The 20,204-nt window shown below is 61.1% G+C and carries 12 protein-coding genes and 6 pseudogenes; 11 read left to right on the top strand and 7 right to left on the bottom strand.

Going from position 1 to position 20,204, the window contains the following annotated elements; all coding sequences use genetic code 11:
• Window positions 1-165 precede the first annotated feature (165 nt).
• From AC0V8S_RS36980 to AC0V8S_RS36960, 5 genes and pseudogenes are all read right to left on the bottom strand, one after another.
• Window positions 166-1,338, bottom strand: a pseudogene (locus AC0V8S_RS36980) (IS701 family transposase); the annotation flags it as partial.
• Window positions 1,339-1,507: 169 nt separating this feature from the next.
• A complete protein-coding gene (locus tag AC0V8S_RS36975; RefSeq protein WP_475439124.1) occupies window positions 1,508-3,379 on the bottom strand; it encodes an acyltransferase family protein in 1,872 nt (623 codons plus the stop codon).
• A 483-nt stretch (window positions 3,380-3,862) separates the two neighbouring features.
• Window positions 3,863-4,015 carry a LuxR C-terminal-related transcriptional regulator gene (locus AC0V8S_RS36970; RefSeq protein ID WP_475439123.1) on the bottom strand — a complete coding sequence of 51 codons (153 nt, stop codon included), beginning with the start codon at window positions 4,013-4,015 and terminating at the stop codon, window positions 3,863-3,865.
• Between the two features lie 163 nt (window positions 4,016-4,178).
• Entirely contained in the window at window positions 4,179-4,496 is a 318-nt protein-coding gene (locus AC0V8S_RS36965; RefSeq protein WP_475439167.1) for an autoinducer binding domain-containing protein, read from the bottom strand.
• A gap of 166 nt (window positions 4,497-4,662) precedes the next feature.
• A pseudogene (locus AC0V8S_RS36960) lies at window positions 4,663-5,121 on the bottom strand (pantoate--beta-alanine ligase); the annotation flags it as partial.
• A gap of 195 nt (window positions 5,122-5,316) precedes the next feature.
• Here AC0V8S_RS36960 and AC0V8S_RS36955 point away from each other — a divergent pair.
• The 9 genes and pseudogenes from AC0V8S_RS36955 (at window position 5,317) to AC0V8S_RS36915 (ending at window position 14,962) form a co-directional block, all read left to right on the top strand.
• Window positions 5,317-6,276: an NUDIX hydrolase gene (locus tag AC0V8S_RS36955; RefSeq protein ID WP_258598514.1), complete on the top strand. Its 960-nt coding sequence runs from the start codon at window positions 5,317-5,319 to the stop codon at window positions 6,274-6,276.
• A 63-nt stretch (window positions 6,277-6,339) separates the two neighbouring features.
• A pseudogene (gene nadA / locus AC0V8S_RS36950) lies at window positions 6,340-7,313 on the top strand (quinolinate synthase NadA).
• The gene (locus AC0V8S_RS36945; RefSeq protein WP_475439122.1) at window positions 7,310-8,851 is read left to right on the top strand and encodes an L-aspartate oxidase; all 1,542 of its coding nucleotides are present in this window, start codon (window positions 7,310-7,312) and stop codon (window positions 8,849-8,851) included. Before nadA ends, AC0V8S_RS36945 begins: the two are co-directional and overlap by 4 nt.
• A 1-nt stretch (window position 8,852) precedes the next feature.
• Entirely contained in the window at window positions 8,853-9,734 is an 882-nt protein-coding gene (gene nadC, locus AC0V8S_RS36940; RefSeq protein ID WP_183455240.1) for a carboxylating nicotinate-nucleotide diphosphorylase, read from the top strand.
• A 190-nt stretch (window positions 9,735-9,924) separates the two neighbouring features.
• Window positions 9,925-10,935 carry a biotin synthase BioB gene (bioB, locus tag AC0V8S_RS36935; protein WP_475439121.1) on the top strand — a complete coding sequence of 337 codons (1,011 nt, stop codon included), beginning with the start codon at window positions 9,925-9,927 and terminating at the stop codon, window positions 10,933-10,935.
• On the top strand, window positions 10,932-12,071 hold the full coding sequence (locus tag AC0V8S_RS36930) for an 8-amino-7-oxononanoate synthase (protein WP_475439120.1): 1,140 nt from the start codon (window positions 10,932-10,934) through the stop codon (window positions 12,069-12,071). The genes bioB and AC0V8S_RS36930 overlap by 4 nt, the downstream gene beginning before the upstream one ends.
• A gap of 10 nt (window positions 12,072-12,081) precedes the next feature.
• Complete coding sequence (gene bioD, locus AC0V8S_RS36925; protein ID WP_475439119.1) at window positions 12,082-12,717, top strand: dethiobiotin synthase; 636 nt, start codon at window positions 12,082-12,084, stop codon at window positions 12,715-12,717.
• Window positions 12,717-13,982: an adenosylmethionine--8-amino-7-oxononanoate transaminase gene (locus AC0V8S_RS36920; protein WP_475439118.1), complete on the top strand. Its 1,266-nt coding sequence runs from the start codon at window positions 12,717-12,719 to the stop codon at window positions 13,980-13,982. Before bioD ends, AC0V8S_RS36920 begins: the two co-directional genes overlap by 1 nt.
• A complete protein-coding gene (locus tag AC0V8S_RS36915; protein WP_475439117.1) occupies window positions 13,979-14,962 on the top strand; it encodes a beta-ketoacyl-ACP synthase III in 984 nt (327 codons plus the stop codon). Before AC0V8S_RS36920 ends, AC0V8S_RS36915 begins: the two co-directional genes overlap by 4 nt.
• Before the next feature lie 153 nt (window positions 14,963-15,115).
• On the opposite strand, the pseudogene AC0V8S_RS36910 reads toward AC0V8S_RS36915, so the two are convergent.
• A pseudogene (locus AC0V8S_RS36910) lies at window positions 15,116-15,346 on the bottom strand (hypothetical protein); the annotation flags it as partial.
• Between AC0V8S_RS36910 and AC0V8S_RS36905 the strand changes: the two are divergent.
• Window positions 15,234-15,529 (top strand): annotated as a pseudogene (locus AC0V8S_RS36905) (MFS transporter); the annotation flags it as partial. The pseudogenes AC0V8S_RS36910 and AC0V8S_RS36905 overlap by 113 nt on opposite strands.
• Before the next feature lie 575 nt (window positions 15,530-16,104).
• Here the strand turns inward: AC0V8S_RS36905 and hemN are convergent.
• Window positions 16,105-17,463 carry an oxygen-independent coproporphyrinogen III oxidase gene (hemN, locus tag AC0V8S_RS36900; RefSeq protein WP_475439116.1) on the bottom strand — a complete coding sequence of 453 codons (1,359 nt, stop codon included), beginning with the start codon at window positions 17,461-17,463 and terminating at the stop codon, window positions 16,105-16,107.
• A gap of 1,272 nt (window positions 17,464-18,735) precedes the next feature.
• On the opposite strand from hemN, the pseudogene AC0V8S_RS36895 reads away from it, so the two are divergent.
• Window positions 18,736-19,891 (top strand): annotated as a pseudogene (locus AC0V8S_RS36895) (porin).
• Window positions 19,892-20,204: the final 313 nt, after the last annotated feature.

Genomic DNA, 20,204 nt, shown 5'->3' with positions numbered 1-20,204 from the left:
GTTTTAGATTTCAGATGAGCTCGTCGAGCGGCCGCCTGATGGGCGCGCCTCCAGCATGACCATGCGATGACGTAGGCGGGGTTTATGCGACGCTGGGCGAGTCTGATGGCGATGCGCCGGACTTCCTGGATAGACCAGCGGATCAAATCCTGATGGTCGGCATCCGCGGTTTTTTTGGGGCGTCACGTCATTGGCGCGGTATCGGATCACCGCCATCATGGCGAAGGCCAGCATGACGAGGGAGACGTGGCGATGCCAGCCATGCCATGACCGGGTTTCGTTGTGATCGAGTCCGAGCTCGTTCTTGGCGGTCTCGAAGCTGTCTTCGATCGCCCAGCGATGGCCTTCAACGGAAACGAGCGTCTGGATGCCCGTCCCGGCCGGGCACCATGTGGTGAAGAATGCGAGATCACCGTCGCTGATATTGCGCCGGATTAGGAGGCCACGGGTCCAAAGCCCCGATTTCGTCTCGTTATATTCGTCGGCATCGAGATCGGCGAGTTCGCAGTAGGCCCAGTCATGAAGCCGCGCGCCTTTGGTGCCCTCACCGGCGGAAAGACGCTGCCATGCAGTTGGATCAAGATCACGGGCGATCTCCTGAGCTGTGCCGGCGACCGGAGGCTTACCTGACCAGGAGCCGAAATGGTGGTCCGATTTGACCCCAAGAACGTAGCCTTTGCAGGCTCGGCGCAGGGTTCCTTCGACGTCCCCGACGCTATACACCGCATCTGCGGCCACCCATGAAAATGGCACATCGGCTGCTAGCGCACGCCGTATCATATCGACAGCCAAGCCTGGCTTGGTAGCGAAGGCTATAGCCTCAGGAACATGGGTTGCTGCAAGCCTTGCCCGATCTCCGGTCCAGCTTTTGGGCAAGTACAAGGCCCGGTCGATAAAGGCATGACCGCGAGCGGACACATAGGCGGCGAACACACCGATCTGGCAGTTCGTTATCTTGCCTGCCGAACCTGTATATTGACGCGCAACACCGCACGATGTCTTGCCCTGCTTGAGGAAGCCCGTCTCGTCGATGACCAGGACCGCATCATCCGTGGCGAGGTTTTCTACAACATACTCTCGCACGATGTCGCGAAGTGCGTCCGCGTCCCAACGCCCGCGACCCAGAACGGCTTGTTGCCGCCACGGGCCGGGGTCACCGGCCGCCTCAGCGCGCATCCAACCTGTCTTACGCCGCTCGTCACCCAGCAGGCCGTCCAGGAAGAGGTTCGCAGAGGCTGAAACTCGCTCCTGCGTAAACAGTCCGCGCATGCGAGCCTTCACGTCACGCAGCGATGATGCCCAAAGCTCAAGCGTCGTCTCGATTGATGCACCTGTCATCCATGACCTCCGAATCATGGAGACCCATAGATTCAGACCGTAGATAAATATGCAACTGTAATGCTAAGCTAATAGACTCAGTGTCTCCAAACTTGCCCCAACACATGTGTGAGTTTTGCTACGCGCGCGAGTGCGCCTCGCACTCGTGCTTTGCCAGCCGCCCGCGGGCTTATTTCGTCACAGCAAGGGCATTGTCTGTGGCTAAAACCGGCCAGTATTTCGAAATTGCCAGAATGGCGCCGACGGAAGAAAAATGACCGTAGTCGAAATAGAGAAACTCGCCTGCGTCGGCGTAGGGGCAGCGTCCTGCGCTACAGAGGAATTTCAGCGGATCGATAAAGGTGGCGCCTTTGGTAAATGAGCGCACACGATTGTTGACGTCGGGATCCATGGCCATTGGCCAGTATGTATCATCCGAATTTCTGCGCTTTGCGAAGAATGCGATTTTCCGAACGTCGGTTATGAATTGCGGAGACTGGCCGATGACGAACACGCGCACACCCCGGCCACGAAGCGTATCGATCGTTTGCTGGAGACCGTCGAAACTTCTCGCCTCGTAGTCGGTCCACCGCCCGCTGAGGACAACCGTCTTGATGCCTGCGTCCCGGATGATCTCCAGGGCCTTCTGATTGAACCGTATGCAATCCGGGCGTGCATACGAGAAGTAAGAGAGAATCGGTGGACAGCCTGCGTAAGTATATTCCACGACGTTGGCTTGAATTTTCTTTTTGTTGGCCTCCAGCCCTGAAACATAGTGGGCGGCGAAGGAGTCGCCCCACAACAAAACGGTCGTAGCGAAGCCGCGAGTGCGTGTGCAGTCCTCGATGTTCCAGCTTTCGATCCGGCTCGAGCCCTCGTTGAAACAGGTCCCCTCGAGCCAGTCCCCGGCAGGAATCCGCTGCTGGGCATACTCCGGGAACCGTTGCGGAAAGCCGTTGCCGATCGCCCCGGCCGCCCCGCCAACGCAAACAAGAGCGATCGCACCCGCTGAAAAGGCGAAGATCGGCAACGGGGCGGTGAAGGACCTTTTCTGCCGAAACGGCTGCTCGATATACTTCCAGGAGAATGCAGCCAATGCGAAGCTTGCAACCGTCATCGCAATGATTATCGACGGGTCGAGATTTTGTAACGAAAGATAGTGCGCGAACGCATTGATCGGCCAGTGAACAAGATACAGCGAATAGGAGATGAGGCCGATCAAGACCAGTGGCCGGACTTCGAGTATGCGGCTAGCAATCGTCGAGGGGCTATTTTGGCCGACATAGATAAGGAGGGCCGTTCCGAGGCACGGATACAGCGCGTTGTAGCCCGGGAACGGATCGCTCTCCGAAATCGCGAAGAACCCGATGGCGAGAAGGCCAAATCCGGCCAGCCCTACCATTTCCATAAGAAATTGATTGTTCAACGGCGGGGGCCGTTTCAGCATGAGCACGGCGCCCAGCATGAGTTCCCAGACTCGTGTCGGCAGCAGGTAGAATCCAGCGCTTGGCGCCAGCCATGTCGCCATGACCGCGAGCACGAAGCTGCCAAGAATGATCGGTAGGAGTGCTGTCAGCCAGCGCTTCGCAAAATAGCGATAGATCAGGAACATCAGGATTGGGGCAAAGATATAGTACTGCTCCTCGACCGAAAGCGACCACGTGTGCAACAGCGGTCGGAGCTCGGCATCGATGGAGAAGTAATTTGACGTTTTCCAAAAATAGATGTTTGACCAGAAAGTCGATGCCGCTATGACGCTGAGACTGAATTCGTGCAGATCTGACGGAAGAAGAATGAACAATGCCGCGATGCTGGTGAGGAGCGTGACAAAGATCAGGGCCGGCAGAATGCGTCGGGCACGGCGCCAGTAGAAGCTGACGATCGAAAACTCGCCGCGTTCAAGGTCTTCCAGAAGGCTTCCGGTGATCAGGTAGCCAGATATGACGAAGAAGATGTCCACACCGGTAAAACCGCCGGGAATTGCCGAGATTCCGAAATGGAACAGTACGACCGGCAACACCGCAAGGGCCCGAAGGCCATCGATATCACGCCTGTATGTCATTAAATTAGTCCTCTGTTCACAGGCCACGGCGAGTGTCGGCAGCACACAGTTTGGGCTGGCGTCGGTACCCGCAGCCCTTGGCGGCCACTCCCCTTCCGGTCGCCCGCAAAGCTCTCCGGACGTGTACGACCATGTCATCGACGCCAGCCTCCTTCGCTGGGACAATGACATTTTCGGGGAAGGCATTCGGGTTAAGGCGTTCTCTGCTATTGACCCGCCGAACCAAGAAACATCCTGTGCCAGGTGTCCTGACGTGATTTCCAAGCATGAGGATCCATTGCGATGCTGCGTAGTCGGTTCCAAAAATCGGCACCAAAACTCAGTCGACGGCGGACTAACGTCTCCTCGCGCTATTGAGCAAATCGATTTTGTTTATGCGGCCCCATCCAATTGATGGATGCATGCCCCCCGGGCGCCTTCACTGCCGGAATTAAGGAGACTGGGGCGGACGATGCTCGGTTCAGATAGAGGCGAACGAGACGATCAGGCTGTGGCGTGCCCGGAAGCGGCCATCCTTGCTACAGCCTGATTGATGGTTTGCACGCCAAGCTTTGCCTTGGCGTTTTCCAGATGGAAGGTCACGGTGCGTTTCGAGAGGCCGAGGATCTGGCTGATATCCCACGCCGCGCCGCCCATTTCAGAGCTTCGAACTCCCGCGTCTTTGCGCCATCCACCACGCAATTGCCGGCGAGCCTGCGCCGGACATGAATGTGGAAGTTGATCGCTACCAACTGCAAGGCTTTTTCGTAGCATTCCAGCGACCGCAAGACAGGCGGACGCGCCTCATCTGAAGCGAAGGTCAGCCAGCAAAGCGGCCGCGATGATCATGCATGGACATGGTCAAGCCGCACCGAATGCCAAACTGAGCTGCGTTTTCCAAAACTTCTTGCTGCGAGGCTGGCAAATACCGATGATCTCGATCCAGCCCCCAGTGGAAAGTATTCAAGCCTCGCAGCCCGCGCAGGATCACCGGATCGACGCTGTGGTAGCGCAGTCGCAGATAATTGGAGGTCCAGGAAGAAGGATAATTCGAGATCACTAACGGCGTGTCGCTGAAGGCTGGCGGGTAAGTGAAGTAAGCGAAGAGCGGAAATTCCAAGCCGGCGGCCGAGGCCATTGCCTCGTGGAGATCCGCAGCATCGACGCTTGCTGAAAGTTGCTCGATGAATTTTTCAAATAGCCGATGCATCTGGTTTTCCGTAAACTCCGCGGATGTTCCTCGATGGGCTAAACGATCGCGAATCGAAGCGACGCGCAGGATCTCGTCCCCATCGTCGCTCCCATTACTTTCCTGCTTCTGCTTGAAGACAACGCCGCGAACCTGACCAATTGCCAGGCGGTGACGTAGACACATTGTCGATGAGCCGTGTGTCGCCCAGCCAAGCCGCGACAAGCAGCCGTGCCGGTCGGTCAAGGCTTGCCAAAGCTCGCAGATATGTTTCCCCGCGAAGTTCCAGGTATTCGACCTCGCGATAGCCGGCGGCCAGAATTGTTGCACGCGCTTCATCAAGCGTTGGCTGACGGGAGAGCCGCGCTCAAGCCGCTCGGGCGTATCGAAGAGGACCGATGCCAGCTTTGGGGCGATGACGCGTTCCACTGGCGAGAGCCGGACGTTGCGCAATATCAAGGTCCCTCACCATGCGTCTGACAGTCTGAAGCTGCTGGAAATCCTTCTCGCCAAAAAACGCGAAGTCAGCGCTGGTCTGCGGAAAGAGCTTGGCCACGACCGTCGCCACACCATCGACAGCCAGCTGCGCTCAACCCGCGCCTCCTTCCCTTGCGTTACCCGCTGCGGGTGTCGCGTTTGGCATATTTTTGTGCAAATGCGAAGAGCTAAAAAAGCGGACTTGCGGATCTGCGGTGTTGACGCGCAAACCTCCACGCTTACACTAAATCGATTAAGGCGCCCCTAGCTCTGGGCCAACCACTTCGCGGACATGGACCACAAGAAAACAGGAACCAGGAAAGACAGAGCCGCCATCAAGGCCGGCCAAGTCAAAGTCGATTTGATCGCCGTTGTCGTCGCCGTCAATGACAGTGAACCCTGTGTCCTAACAATCGGCCGGATGAACACCCTTCCCTCCGGACCGTTTGCGCTCGAGCACCGATCGCTGCAATCCGGCCTGAGGGGGTGGGTCGAGCATCAGACCGGCCATCCGCTTGGGTACACCGAGCAACTCTACACGTTCGCGGATCGGGACCGCATCGGCGCCGAGCGCGAGCGCGCCATCTCCATCAGCTATCTCGCACTGACCCGCAAGGAACAGAGCTCGACCGAGTGCGGCTGGCGAAGTTGGTACGAATATTTTCCATGGGAGGATCACCGCTCCGGCACGCCGCCGGTGATGCTGGATTTTGTGCGACCGCGCTTGATCGAGTGGGCGGATGGCGCAAGCGACGCAGCCACGCGACGCGAACGCCGTCAGCGGTCGGCGATAGCGTTCGGCTTCGATGATCGCCATTGGAACGAGGAACTCGCGCTTCAACGCTATGAGTTGCTTTACGAAGCAGGCCTGGTTCAGGAGGCCGGAAGCGGAACGGACGCGACCCCGCTTCCCCTGGTGCCCAGCGAGTCCATGGTCGCCGATCATCGCCGCATCGTGGCGACCGGCATTGCGCGGCTGCGCTCCAAAATCAAATACCGGCCGGTCGTCTTCGAGCTTATGCAGCCGACTTTCACACTGCTGCAGCTGCAGCGAACGGTGGAAGCCTTAGCTGGCAGGCTCATCAACAAGCCGAACTTCCGCAGGCTTGTTGAGCAGCAGGAGCTGGTCGAGGAAACTGGCGAGACTTCCGTTGATACGGGGGGGCGACCAGCAAAGCTCTATCGTTTCCGCCGTGGGGTCCTCGATGAAAGGGCGGTCGCGGGCACGAAATTGCCGCTGACGCGGGCTTGACAACCTTATAGTCAAGGTAGACATATCCCCTTATTATCAGATCGAATATAATCGGAGGCGCTGATGACTGGGGCGTTACCTACTGCCGCGTCGTTGTACGAGCGCGTCCGGCGCGTGGTCCCGCCAGTCGAATGGTCGGCCTTTGCAAACGACATTGATGCCATCCTCGCGCTGAAGCGGGAGCGCAACGCCATCATCCTGGCGCACAATTATCAGACGCCTGAGATCTTCCATTGCGTCGCAGACGTCGTCGGCGACAGCCTCGCACTGGCCCGTAAAGCAATGGCGGTGGATGCCGACATCATCGTGGTTGCCGGCGTGCATTTCATGGCCGAGACCGCAAAGCTGCTAAATCCGAACACGACCGTGCTCATCCCGGACATGGGCGCCGGTTGCTCACTGGCGGATTCGATCACGGCACAAGATGTGCAGCTGATGCGGCAGCGCTATCCGGAGGTCCCGGTTGTCACCTATGTCAATACGTCCGCCGCCGTGAAGGCCCAATCCGACATCTGCTGCACCTCGGGCAACGCCAAGGCGGTAGTGGAATCGCTCGGCGTGCCGCGTGTGATCATGCTGCCCGATGAATTTCTTGCGAAGAACATCGCCGCCCAGACGAAGGTCGAGATCATCGCCTGGAAGGGTCATTGCGAGGTGCATGAGCGCTTCACCCCGGCCGATATCCGCGAGCTCCGCGCTGCACACGCGGGCGTGGTCGTGCTCGCCCATCCCGAATGTCCGCCCGACGTTGTCAGAGAGGCGGATTTCTCGGGTCGACGGCCGCCATGTCGGATTATGTCGAGCGGGAGAAACCGGCACGGGTCGTGTTGATGACGGAATGTTCGATGAGCGACAACGTCGCGGTCGCGCATCCCGACGTCGAGTTCGTTCGCCCCTGCAATCTTTGCCCACACATGAAGCGCATCACGCTCGCCAACATTCGCGCCGCGCTCGAGGAGAACCGGTACGAGATCCGGATCGATCCCGGGATAGCCGACCCCGCCCGCCGCGCGGTCGAGCGCATGCTTTCAATATGAACCTTGATGTCCTCGACATCGCCGGAGCGCCGGTCGTCATCGGCGCCGGCATTGCCGGCCTGATGACGGCGCTTCATCTAGCGCCGGAACCGGTCGTGCTTCTGTCCAATGCGCCGCTTGGAACCGGAGTCTGCAGCGAGCTCGCTCAGGGTGGTCTTGCGGCAAGTCTCGGCGGCGACGACGACCCCGAACTTCATCTTTGCGACACAATTGCAGCCGGCGACGGCCTCTGCGACGAGGCGACGGTGCGGCGAGTGGTCCGGGCTGCAACCAATGCGATCAAGACCCTTGACCGCTTCGGCGTCGCCTTCGACCGCTACCCTGAAGGCGCTTTGCGGCTCGGGCTTGAGGCAGCACATTCGCAACGGCGGATCGTGCATGCCGGCGGCGACGCCACGGGTCGGGAGCTGGTCCGCGCACTCATCGCCGCAGCGCGCCGGACAGCCTCGATCACTATTCTCGAAAACGTGGAGGTCCGCCGCCTGATCGTGGAAGACGGGTCGGTCATCGCCGTGGTCGCGGTCGGGTACGCGGGTGCGGTCGCTTTGCCCACGCGCCGCGCGGTGCTGGCAACCGGCGGCATCGGCGGCCTGTTTTTCGACACGACAAACCCGCCTGGCTCATGGGGACACGGGCTGGCACTCGCTGCCTGGGCCGGGGCAGAGCTCGCCGACCTGGAATTCGTGCAGTTCCATCCGACCGCCCTCGACACCCCGGGTCGGCCGATGCCGCTGGTGAGCGAAGCAGTGCGCGGCGAAGGCGCGATGCTCATTGACGAGCGAGGAGAGCGCTTCCTCGCTGAAACGCCTGGCGGCGAGCTTGCGCCTCGCGACGTGGTGGCGCGCGCCGTTTGGCATCAGCTTGCTGCCGGGGGCCGCGTGTTCCTGGACGCGCGGCGATGTCTCGGCCCTAGTTTTGAAAAGCGCTTCCCAGGCATTGCCGGTTTGTGCCGCGAGGCAGGCGTAGATCCTGCGACCGACCCGATTCCGGTGCGCCCAGCGGCACATTATCACATGGGCGGCGTTGCCGTAGACGCCGCCGGCCGCAGCTCCGTCGAGGGATTGTGGGCGTGCGGCGAGGTTGCTTGTACTGGCCTGCACGGCGCCAATCGTCTCGCAAGCAACTCGCTCACCGAAGCGGCGGTCACCGCGAGCTGGGTTGCTGAAAGCGTTGCCGGCGCATCGTATACCCGGCGACGGCGTGTATGTTCCACGTTGGTGCCTCCACGGCCAGACGCTTCAGGCATCAGGGCGGTCGTCTCCGCCGCACTCGGCATCATCCGCGATGGCCAGACGATGCGCGAAGCGGTGGCGACCCTGCTGCCGATGGCAGGTCACGACGGCCCCAAGTCCGGCCCGGCTTTGGTCTCACTGATGCTGGCCGTTGCAGCCCTACGGCGAGAAGAGAGCCGCGGCGCGCACTGTCGATCCGATTTCCCCCGGCGCGATGCAGACGCTTGTACGTCACGTCTGACGCTGAACAGCGCAATGCAGGCCGCCGCCGCGCTCAGTTGCCGGGCACCGATACGGAGCACGTGATATGGTTTCATTCTCACCCCTCCCCTCGACACTGATCGAACCGATCGTGCGCGGTGCCCTTCTCGAAGACCTTGGCAGATGCGGCGACCTGACCAGCGATGCAGTGATCCCCCACGATTGCATTGCCACCTTGGTGCTCAAATCGCGACAGGCGGGCATCGTTGCCGGGCTCGATCTGGTCGCGTACGCCTTCCTGCTCGTGGAGCCCGCGATCGACATTCACATTTGGCGTCCTGACGGCAGTGATGTCGGGGCGGGCGAAACCATCGCGAAGCTGTGCGGACCGGCGCGCGGCCTGCTCGCAGCCGAGCGCACAGCGCTCAATTTCCTGTGTCGCCTGAGCGGCATTGCCACAGCCACAGCGGCGATGGTGGAGTCCGTGCGTGGCCACAAGGCGAGGATCGTATGCACTCGAAAGACGACTCCCGGCCTGCGCGCGCTGGAGAAATACGCCGTGCGCGTCGGCGGCGGCGCCAATCACCGCTTCGGGCTCGACGACGGCGTGCTTATCAAGGACAACCACATAGCGATCGCCGGTGACATCCGCACAGCTATAGAGCGGGCGCGCGCCGCCGCAGGCCACATGGTGAAGATCGAGGTTGAGGTCGACACGCTGGAACAGCTGGATATCGCGCTCACAGTTGGAGTCGACGCGGTGCTGCTGGACAATATGTCAGTCGAGGACCTTGCCCGCGCCGTGGCAACGGTCGGCGGCCGCACAATCACCGAGGCCTCAGGTCGGGTGACACCGAAAACGGCTCCCGCAATCGCAGCCACCGGTGTCGATCTCATTTCCATGGGCTGGCTGACCCACAGCGCGCCGATCCTCGATATCGGCCTGGACATGCCAGCCCTGGGAAACATCGGCACCCGCTTGAACTGATGGAGACGAAATGAAGAGCAGTACCCCTCGGACCTGCACGCAGCGAAAAGGTGCTCGAAGCGAGCCTGTTACCGTTCAACGACGTGAGATTCGAGGCGCATTGCGCTGACGACGGTCATAGCGCTGCGAGCTCCGCCGGTCGATTGACCCCTGCACGCGCTCGCCGACCAGCAACAAAGGCCTTTTGAAGATGACGATTGAAATGAACGCGGAAACCGATGTGAACCAGGTTGTGGACACCATCGACGTAGCGCTACCCCGATGGAGCAGCAAGGAGGCGGAGGCGATCCACGCCATGCCGTTCAATGACCTGCTCTTCCTGGCTCAGACGGTTCACCGCCAGAACTTCGATCGCAACCGGGTGCAGCTGTCGCGGCTGCTCAGCATCAAGACCGGCGGATGCCCGGAGGATTGCGGTTATTGCAGCCAGTCTGCACATCACGAGACCGGCTTGATGGCCGCGAAGCTGATGGAGGTCGAACGGGTCATCACTGAGGCGACCAAGGCGCGTGACGCCGGCGCCACCCGCTATTGCATGGGCGCGGCCTGGCGCCACCCGAAGGAGCGTGACATGAACGCCCTGATCGCCATGGTCGAGGGCATAAAGGCACTCGGCATGGAGACCTGCATGACGCTCGGCATGCTCGAACTTGGCCAGGCGCAACGCTTGAAGGCGGCCGGCCTCGACTACTATAACCACAACATCGACACCTCCGAGCGCTACTACCCAGAGGTTGTCTCGACCCACACCTTTGCCGACCGGCTGCAAACGCTTGGCCACGTGCGCGAGGCTGGCATAAAGGTCTGCTGCGGTGGCATTTTCGGGATGGGCGAGGAAAAGGCCGACCGCATCGACATGCTGGTCACGCTAGCCAACCTGCCTGAGCCGCCCGAAAGCGTGCCGATCAACCTTCTGATCCCCATCAAGGGCACGCCGCTTGCCGAGGCCGGCCCCCTCGACCCGATCGACTTCGTGCGTACAATTGCGCTCGCTCGCGTCATGATGCCCAAGTCCTTTATAAGGCTGTCCGCCGGCAGGACGGCGATGAGCGACGAAATGCAGGCACTGTGCTTTTTCGCCGGCGCCAATTCCATATTCGTTGGGGACACGCTGCTGACGGCAGAAAATCCCGGCGAGGACAAGGATCTTTTGCTCTTCCGGCGCCTTGGCATCGAGCCAATGGCAGTCGAGGCGCAATGAACGGGGCACCGCTTGCCCGCTATGAGGCAACCTTGCAGGGACTGGCGCGCAGGGACCGGTTGCGCACACTTGCGCCACGCGCCGGGCTCGACTTCTCGTCGAACGACTATCTCGGGCTGGCCGCCTCCAGGAGACTTGGCGAGGCGGTTGCGGCTGCCATTGCGCAGGGTACGCCGGTTGGCGCAACCGGGTCGCGGCTGTTGCGCGGCAACGCGCCGGAGCATGAGCAACTGGAGGCAGACGCGGCGGCGTTCTTCGGCACCGAACGCGCGCTGTTCTTTGGCAGCGGCTACATCGCCAACTTCGCCCTTCTGACCGCGCTGCCACAGAAGGGCGACCTGCTGGTCCTCGACGAACTCGCCCATGCCAGCATGCATGAGGGGGCGCGGGCAGGACGCGCCGAGTTGAAGCTGGTTGCGCACAACGACGTCGATGCTGCCGAGGACGCGATCACGCGCTGGCGCGCCGAAGGCGGCATGGGACGCGTCTGGATCGCGATCGAAAGCCTCTACAGCATGGATGGCGACCGCGCGCCGCTAAAAAGTCTTGTCGCGCTTGCCGATAGGCACGAGGCATTCCTTGTCGTCGACGAAGCGCATGCCACCGGTGTCTGGGGACCGGATGGCCGGGGGCTGGCCGCCGCATTCAAGGGCCGCGACAACATCGTCGCGCTCCACACATGCGGCAAGGCGCTCGGCGCGTCGGGCGCACTGGTCACCGGACCGCGAACGCTGTGCGACTATCTCATCAATCGGTGCCGGCCATTCATCTACGCCACCGCGCCATCGCCGCTGATGGCGGTGGCAGTGCGCGAAGCGCTCGCCATGCTGTCCGACGAGCCCATGCGCCGCGTTCAGCTGCAGGATCGCGTTGCCTTCGGCGGCCGTCAATTGGCCGAGCGCTGCGGCGTGAAGCCGAGCGGCTCGCAGATCCAGCCCTTTGCCATCGGCGATGTCGGGCGCACCATGGTGGTGGCGGCGGAACTGCAGGCCCGCGGCTTCGACATCCGCGGCATCCGCCCGCCGACCGTGCCAGAGGGCACATCGCGCCTGCGCATTTCGCTGACGCTCAACGTCGACGAAGCTGCCATCTCGGCCATGGTCGAGGCGCTCGTTGAGGTGTTGGCCCAAACATGACCGGAGCGGCATGACCCAACGCATCGTCATCACCGGAACCGACACCGGAATTGGCAAGACCGTGTTTGCGGCTGGGCTCGCCGGTTTGCTCGACGGCTTCTACTGGAAGCCGCTGCAATCGGGCCTCGACGGCGAGACCGACAGCGAGGTGGTTGCGCGGCTTGCCGGCTTGCCCTCACAGCGCGTGCTGCCGGAAGCCTACCGCTTGAAGAGCCCGCTGTCGCCGCATCGTTCGGCCGAGATCGACGGCGTCGCGATCAAGGCTGCCGATCTTGCTTTTCCCGTCCTGCCGACGCCGCTCGTCATCGAGGGCGCGGGCGGGCTGATGGTGCCGCTCAACCGGCGCACAAGGTTCATCGACATCTTCGCTGAGTGGCGGCTGCCAGTTATTTTGTGTGCCCGCACCACGCTCGGCACCATCAACCACACGCTGCTGTCGATCGAGGCTCTGCGGGCCCGCTCCATCCCGCTGGCCGGCATCGCTTTCATCGGCGATGAGATGGCCGATACGCAACGGACAATCGTGGAAATGGGCGGGGTGCCGCAGCTCGGCAGGCTGCCCTATCTCGATCCGCTGACGGACAAAACGCTGCGAGACGCAATGATTGCCGGCTTCGCCTTCGCCTCGATTGCGGGAGGTGACTGATGTCGCAGTCCCATGTCTGGCACCCCTTCACCCAGCATGCGCTCGAGCCGGCGATTCCTGAAATCGTCATGACCGAAGGCGCCTATCTCCACAAGGCCGACGGCGCGCGCATCCTGGACGCCATCTCCTCCTGGTGGGTCGTCACGCATGGCCACCGCCATCCGCGCATCATGAAGGCTATCGAGACAACCGCGTCGAGCCTCGACCAGATCATCTTCGCAGGCTTCACGCACGAGCCGGCAGAGCGCTTGGCCAAGGCGCTTGTCGGCCTCGTTCCCGGCGGACTCGATTGGGTGTTCTATTCCGACAGCGGCTCAACCTGCGTCGAGGTCGCGCTGAAGATGGCGCTGGGCTATTTCCGCAACATCGGCGCGCCGCGCTCGCGCATCGTCGTCATGGAGCACAGTTATCATGGCGATACCATCGGCACGATGAGCGTCGGCGCCCGCGGCGTGTTCAATGCCGCCTACGAGCCGCTGCTGTTCGAGGTCGACACCATCCCCTTCCCGACCGCCGGGCGAGAGCAGGAGACGTTGGATCGTTTCGAGGCTGTCAGCCGCGACCGGCACGCCGCCGCGCTGATCGTCGAGCCGCTGGTGCTTGGCGCGGGCGGCATGCTGATGTATCCGGCCTGGGTTCTGGCCGAGTTGAAGAAGATCGCGGAAACCTCCGGCACGCTGTTGATCGCCGACGAAGTGATGACCGGCTGGGGACGTACCGGAAGCATGTTCGCTTGCGAGCAGGCGTCCATTTCTCCGGACATCCTGTGCACGTCGAAGGGCTTGACCGGTGGTGCTGTCCCACTGGCCGCCACGCTTGCGACCGATGCCATCTTCCAGGCTCACTATTCCGAAGACCGTAAGAAAACCTTCTTTCATTCGAGTTCCTACACCGCCAATCCGATTGCCTGTGCGGCTGCACTCGCCAATGTCGAGATCTGGCGCGACGAGCCGGTGGCCGAGCGTATCGCGGCCCTGAGCGCGAGGCAGGCCGCCGGACTTCAACGCTTTCGCCACAATCCCTACTTCGCCGACAGCCGGGCGACCGGCACGATCGCGGCCCTCGATCTGCGCACCGGCTCTGCCGGCTATCTGGCCGAGATCGGGCCAAAGCTGCGCGCGTTCTTCCTCGAGCGCGGCCTGCTTGTGCGCCCGCTCGGCAATGTCCTCTATCTTCTCCCACCCTATTGCATCACCGGCGACGAGTTGGAGGGGCTCTATGACGCCATCGAGGAGGCCGGCGAACGCTTCGGGTCCAGGCCATGAGCAGGTCGTCGCGCATTCTCGGGTTTGGCCATCACGCGCCTCAGCGCAAAGTGGCGAATGCCGAGATCGAGGACAATCTCGGCCTCGAGCCGGGCTGGATCGAAAGGCGCACCGGGATACGGTCGCGCTTCTGGGCAGCGGACGAAGATACGCTGTCTGGTCTTGCCACGCAGGCTGGCGACATGGCGCTGGCGAACGCCGGTATCGGTCGCAGCGACATCGGGCTGTTGTTGCTTGCCACCTCGACGCCCGACCACCTTCTGCCGCCCAGTGCACCCCTGGTCGCGCACAAGCTCGGCCTTGGCCGCGCAGGCGCGGTCGATCTGACCGGTGCCTGCGCCGGCTTCATCTATGCGCTGATGTTCGCGGACGGATTCACCCGCTTGCACGGCAAACCAGCGCTGATCATCGCCGCCAACATCCTCAGCCGCCGCACCAACCCGGCCGAGCGTGCCAGCGCCGTGCTGTTTGCCGATGCCGCCGGCGCCCTGGTGATTGGCCCCTGCGAGGACCCCGATCGCGGCATTCTCGGTGCCTCGGTGGATTCCGATGGCTCGCGCTACGGGCTGATCCAGATTCCTGCTGGAGGAAGCAACAAGCCGTTCCACGGCGACCTCGACCTCGAGCAGACTCGAATGACGATCACCGACGGCCGTGAAGTGTTCGCCAAGGCCGTGGAGATGATGACTGCCTGCTCGCAGGACGCGCTCACTGCTGCCCGAATGCGGCCGCAGGACATCGACCGGTTCGTGCCGCATCAGGCCAATGCCCGCATTTTCGATGCCGTTGGGAGAAACCTCGGCATAGCAGATCATGCGATCGTCAAGACGATCGTCGACTACGGCAACTCTTCCGCCGCGACGATCCCGCTGTCGCTGTCGCTGGCCAACCAAGCGCAGCCGTTCCGGCCGGGCGAGAAGATCCTTCTGGCGGCAGCGGGTGCGGGTCTCAGCGGCGGGGCCCTCATCGTTGGAACTTAGCGGAACGCTCGGCCACGCACAGGACTGTCATGAATGAAGCTAGGATGGCCCAATGCGAAAATAGTCGCCTGCAAGCTCCATGGCTCTGGTTCCCTGACGCGAGAGCCAATCACCGTGCCGACGACTTTTTCTCGAGCACGACGAGCGGCAAGGCTACCTGACTGGGCGAGGACTGCCTGGCGATGGCTGCCGGCGTGGAGGTGACCGAACCAGTGCGAAAAAAAATCTCCATATGCCCGTTTCAACGACGCTCGCTCCATTTCGAAACCAGGTGTTTCGCCCGATCTGGACGGCCACACAAATATCCAGCCTCGGGTGGCTCGTGCAAACGGTTGCCATCAGTTGGGCAAGGGTTGAGAGGAAGAATACTGGCAATGTGGATGCGGCCTGCACGAGCGCAACCATCAAATCGGACGCTGAAATGGTTGCCATCACCGCTTATGTCTGTCGGATACAATATTGTGCGCAGCGTTGGTCCGGCTTTTGGCGGCGTAATCCTGGCATTCCTTCCTTGGACGGCTGGCCGCTTTCGCTTTGGCTGCGGTGAGTGATCTGGCGCCCCTGGCCGTCTACCGACATTCGGATCTTGGTAATCGAAGGCTGGTTATGGCCCTTCTTCCCGGTCGGCGCCTGCTGGTTGGCACGAACCAATGGGCTGTCGAGCATCACTTGGTAATTCTGACGATCCCGATCAGGTCAGCGAATATCCGTTCCCATACCGGCCTTACCGCGCCTGAAGTGTGCAGGCTTTCGAGGCGCTGGCATTGCTCGCTGCTCAGTTCATATCGCCGGGCCATCCCTCGCTCCAGATCGAATCTCAACGCAGATTTGAATCGTGAAATGTCGATTGGCCAGGTGAGGGTTATGATGGCCTGTCAGCTTTGCTGAGACTGACCTATGGCCAAAAGTCCCGTAGGTGCAGTGTGGAATGTCAATCCACAGACTCCCACCATATTGCGCTTAGAGGCGCCCTCCTTCTGTGGCCGAGATGGGCGCCAAGGCTGTTGTCGTGGCCGCGCCGCGACGCGGGTGAGCTCGACGGTTTGTCAGCCGCACCTCGGTGCGTGTCGCTGAAGACCAATGGCCTCTGGAGTGCGAACCTGCGGGCCTTTTCCCTGCTCGGCCTCCCGCTTGGCCTTCGCTCAGCGATTTGCGAGAAAGGCATCGAAGGCGGCAGCAACAGCGCGAATCACAAAGCGATGTTCCTGCCGCACGCGGACGATACCATCTTCGATGTCGACGATCCCGTCCTTGACCAGCATCGCCAAGCGTTCGGCGGAATCGGGAAAACGGATCGGATCAAATTCGTGGGCGGCACAGATTGCCCGCACATCGGCCTCCAAATCGCACATCAGCCGCTCGATGATTGCGGCTCGCACGCGGTCTTCGTCGGTGAGACGATAGCCCTGTGACGTCGCCAGACGGCCAACTGCGATATGACGGCTGTAGCAATCCCGTGTGACCTCGTTCTGGACGTAACCCTCGCCGACGCGCCCGATAGCCGACGCGCCGAAACCGATCAGGGTTTTGCAGGTATCGGCCGAGTAACCCAGTGAGTTGCGCCGCAGGCGCCCGGTTTTCTGCGCCAGCGCGAGTTCGTCGTCGGGCAAGGCGAAATGGTCGAGCCCGATCTCTCGGTAGCCGGCGGCAACCAGCGTCTCGGCCACGGCCGCAGCCTGTTCGGCCCGGGCAGCACTGTCCGGCAGCGCTGTCTCCTCGATCAGGCGCTGATTCTTTATAGCGGATGGAATGTGCGCGTAGCCGAACACCGCAAACCGGTTGGGGCGCATGGCGACCGCCGCCGTCGCGGTCTCGACGCAGGACCGCACCGTCTGATGCGGGAGACCGAAGATCAGGTCGAAGTTGATGCGGCATACTCCATGCCGGCGCAGCATTTCGACGGCAGCCGCCGTCTGCGCCTCACTCTGGACCCGGTTGATCGCTTTTTGAACAATGGCATCGAAGCTCTGCACGCCGAGGCTGGCGCGGTTCACGCCGGCTGCTGCTAAGGCTTCGGCCATCTCGGCCGTGAACGTGCGCGGATCGATCTCGACTGCAACGGCGGTCGTCTTCCTGAACGCGAAGCGGCGGCGTAGGCACTCCATGATGGCCAAGAACTCCGCTGGCCCGATGAGGGTTGGCGTTCCGCCGCCGAAATGGACGTCGCTCACGGGCAGCGGCTGCGGCGGTTGCTCCGAGACCAAACGGATCTCGTCACGCACCACCGCCAGATACTTGAGGATCGGAGCATCTTGGCGGGTGATGGTAGTAGGGAAGCCGCAATACCAGCACGTCGATCGGCAGAATGGAATGTGGAGATAGAGTGACACCGGATCGTCAGCCGGTAGGTCCCTGAGCCATTCCGCATAAGCCTCTGCACCGACCGCCGCGGAGAACTCCGGCACAGTCGGATAGATGGTGTACCAAGGCAGGCGGGCCTCGCGATATTTGGCCAGAAACGAAGTCTGCAACAGGTACCGTCCCATGCTGATAACGGTCATCCTTACCGCTGCGCTCTCCTGTGTCTTTGCGCTATGTCAGTCCGTTCCGCTTTTCGCCGCAATTTGCCTTTTGCCAGTGTCAATGCTCACGGGGCGATGCCACCGCCGATGAGTCTCCGTTGGGATGGTATGAACACCTAGCCGGTTAGCTACGGCGCTATCGCTTCCCCCGAGACCATCGCCCACACCGTTCGGCTCTACTTCCGCTCTCATTTTCAGCCGGGCGCCTAGATGAAACGTTGGTGGAGCGCGGCATTGCCGAATCCTGACGACGTACGAGACTTTGCTCGCCGGCTGCTGGTTGAGGCTTATAAAGACCGTCTGACATCTCGATGAGCTCCTGGTCGCGCGTTGATCAGGACGGGAATGCGACGGGATTATCGAGGCCGCCGCAATGCCGAAACTGCCACGCACCTGCTTACCTGATGCCGATAGCAGGACCGCGCCCAAGGCGCACGATGATCGATGCATCGGCAAAGCGCCAGGTGGTGCCGCAAGTCGAACATCGTTCTCACACGGTCTGAACAATCGCACCGAGAATTCGCATGCTGCTGCAAAAACCGAACGGGCCATCCCGGCCAGCGATCCAGAGGCGGTTTACAACGGTTCGCGTCGGTCTTCCCAGACCTGCGAAATCACCTTGTCCGGACTGGTTTCCACGCGATCATGGCCGGCTTCATACCGGCTAGGCGCGGCCCTCCGCCCAACCGGCCCGGTCGTCCTTCGACAATCGCGTGCCCGACCTTGCTCGTGGATTGTGTCAGGGTCCGTTGGGGTCTCGTCTGATCATCGAGCGGTTCCGCCCAATGATGTCTCCCGAGGTTCCAAGGCGGACAAATGCTGTCACCATTGAACGAAACTGTCGCATATCGAACAAACAAACCAGATTCCAAACATTTGCCCTTCGTGCTCAGCCTGACGCCCAAAAACAAGAAACGCGACGCGAATGAGACTGGCCAATTTGACGGTCAGCGCGCAGCTCACGTCTTCAGCGTGGCACGAGACTTGCACAATCGACTCCGAAAGCGGTTGTGACGGTCTGCCGACAATAGCGGAGATGACTATGGCCAGGCCATGGCTCAGAAATGCGATTCCACGGGCCAACTGACGATTTAGGCTGACGAGTAGCGTCGAGCGCAGGGCGCCGACCCAGATCAGTGTGACGGATATGGCGGAGAAGCAGCGCTATGCCATTCTCCTTCGATCATGGGACTGGTGAAGGGCTCATTCTTGGTCGCCCGCCCCCTTTTAATCTTTGAATGGAGATCAAGAATGAATATCAATAGCCTTCTTCTCGGCTCCGCTGCGGCCCTGACCGCAATTTCCGGTGCGCGCGGCGCCGCCGCCGAGCTGGAACCCGCTGAACACGTCAAGATCTGCGACGTCTACGGCGCTGGCTACTTCTACATTCCCGGCACCGAGACCTGCCTGCGCATTGGCGGCTATGTTCGTTATGACATCGGCGCCGGCGACCTCGGCTCGAATGACGGCGCAAGAATTTCAGCTGTGAGAACTGGCGAGGATCGGGGAACATGGTGGAACAACACGCGCTTGGCATTAAAAACCTGGACGGGCCAGGAGACCGAACTCGGCACTTTTAAGACCTATTCCGAAACCCATTTCAACTTCGGCAACCGCAACATTTATCCGGGTCCGGATAGTCCTCAGAACTATGCCTTCAACAGTGACGTCATGTTGACTTTCGCCTGGGTTCAGCTTGGTGGCCTGCGAGTTGGTAAGGACTGGTCGGCCTTCGACACCTTTATTGGCCACGCCGGCAACGTTCTCAATGGCAAGCTTGCTCCTTACGGCGACGCTGACACCAACGCAATTCAGTACTACTTCGACGCCGGCAATGGCCTTTCGACTTTAGTTTCACTCGAGGAAGGCTCGAGCGCAGTCGGTACTATCGACAGCTATGTTCCGCACGTCGTCGGCGGCATGAGGTATACGCAAGGCTGGGGCGCGATCACTGGCGTTGTCGCTTATGATAGCAATTACGGTTCGGTGGCCAGCAAGGTCCGCCTTGACGTGAATGTCACCAGCGAACTTTCACTATTCGGAATGGTCGGCTACGGTTCCAACGGCACGCTCAACGATGACTCCACTAACCTCATCGACGCCCACGGTCGTGGTTTCTACAAGCAGTGGGGGGGGCAATTGGGCCTTCTGGGTCGGCGGCGCCTATTTGCTAAACGAGAAGACGTCGTTGAACCTTCGACTATCGGGCGATCAGTTCAAGAACTATGGTCTGGCTGCCAACGTCGCCTATACGGTCGTGCCAGGTTTTACAGCGACGGTCGAAGTCGACCATTATCACTACGGCAATTTCGGCGTCGGCATGGTCGACCCTTCCAACGTGAATTGGACTAACGCCGACAAAAAGAACAGCGTCGGCGGCATCGTCCGTTTCCAATACTCATTCTAACGGACTGAAAAGCTGCATCTCGGTGTCCTATTGAGCGGACCTATTGCCGCGTCTGTGTGAGCGAAAGCGAGTGTTAGCAGGGTCATGAGGAACTCGAAATTGCTGGATCTCAGCCGATAGTGCGACAGCTCAGTCCCAGGAATTCTAAAACCCCGTGTTGCTCTGGTTGCTTTACAGCACGATCTTGACGACCGGTGCTGTACTGATTCATTCAGAAGTTCCTGCTGCGCGCGATACTCAGGCGAGAATTTGCCCTTGCTGCTCAACCGGAAGACGCGGTCGGCGTGGAGGCCCGTCCCGTTCGGGACGCCGC

The organism is Mesorhizobium oxytropidicola, assembly GCF_056174625.1.
Note: the sequence above shows the minus strand (reverse complement) of the source record. Positions and strands in the feature narration are given on the sequence as shown.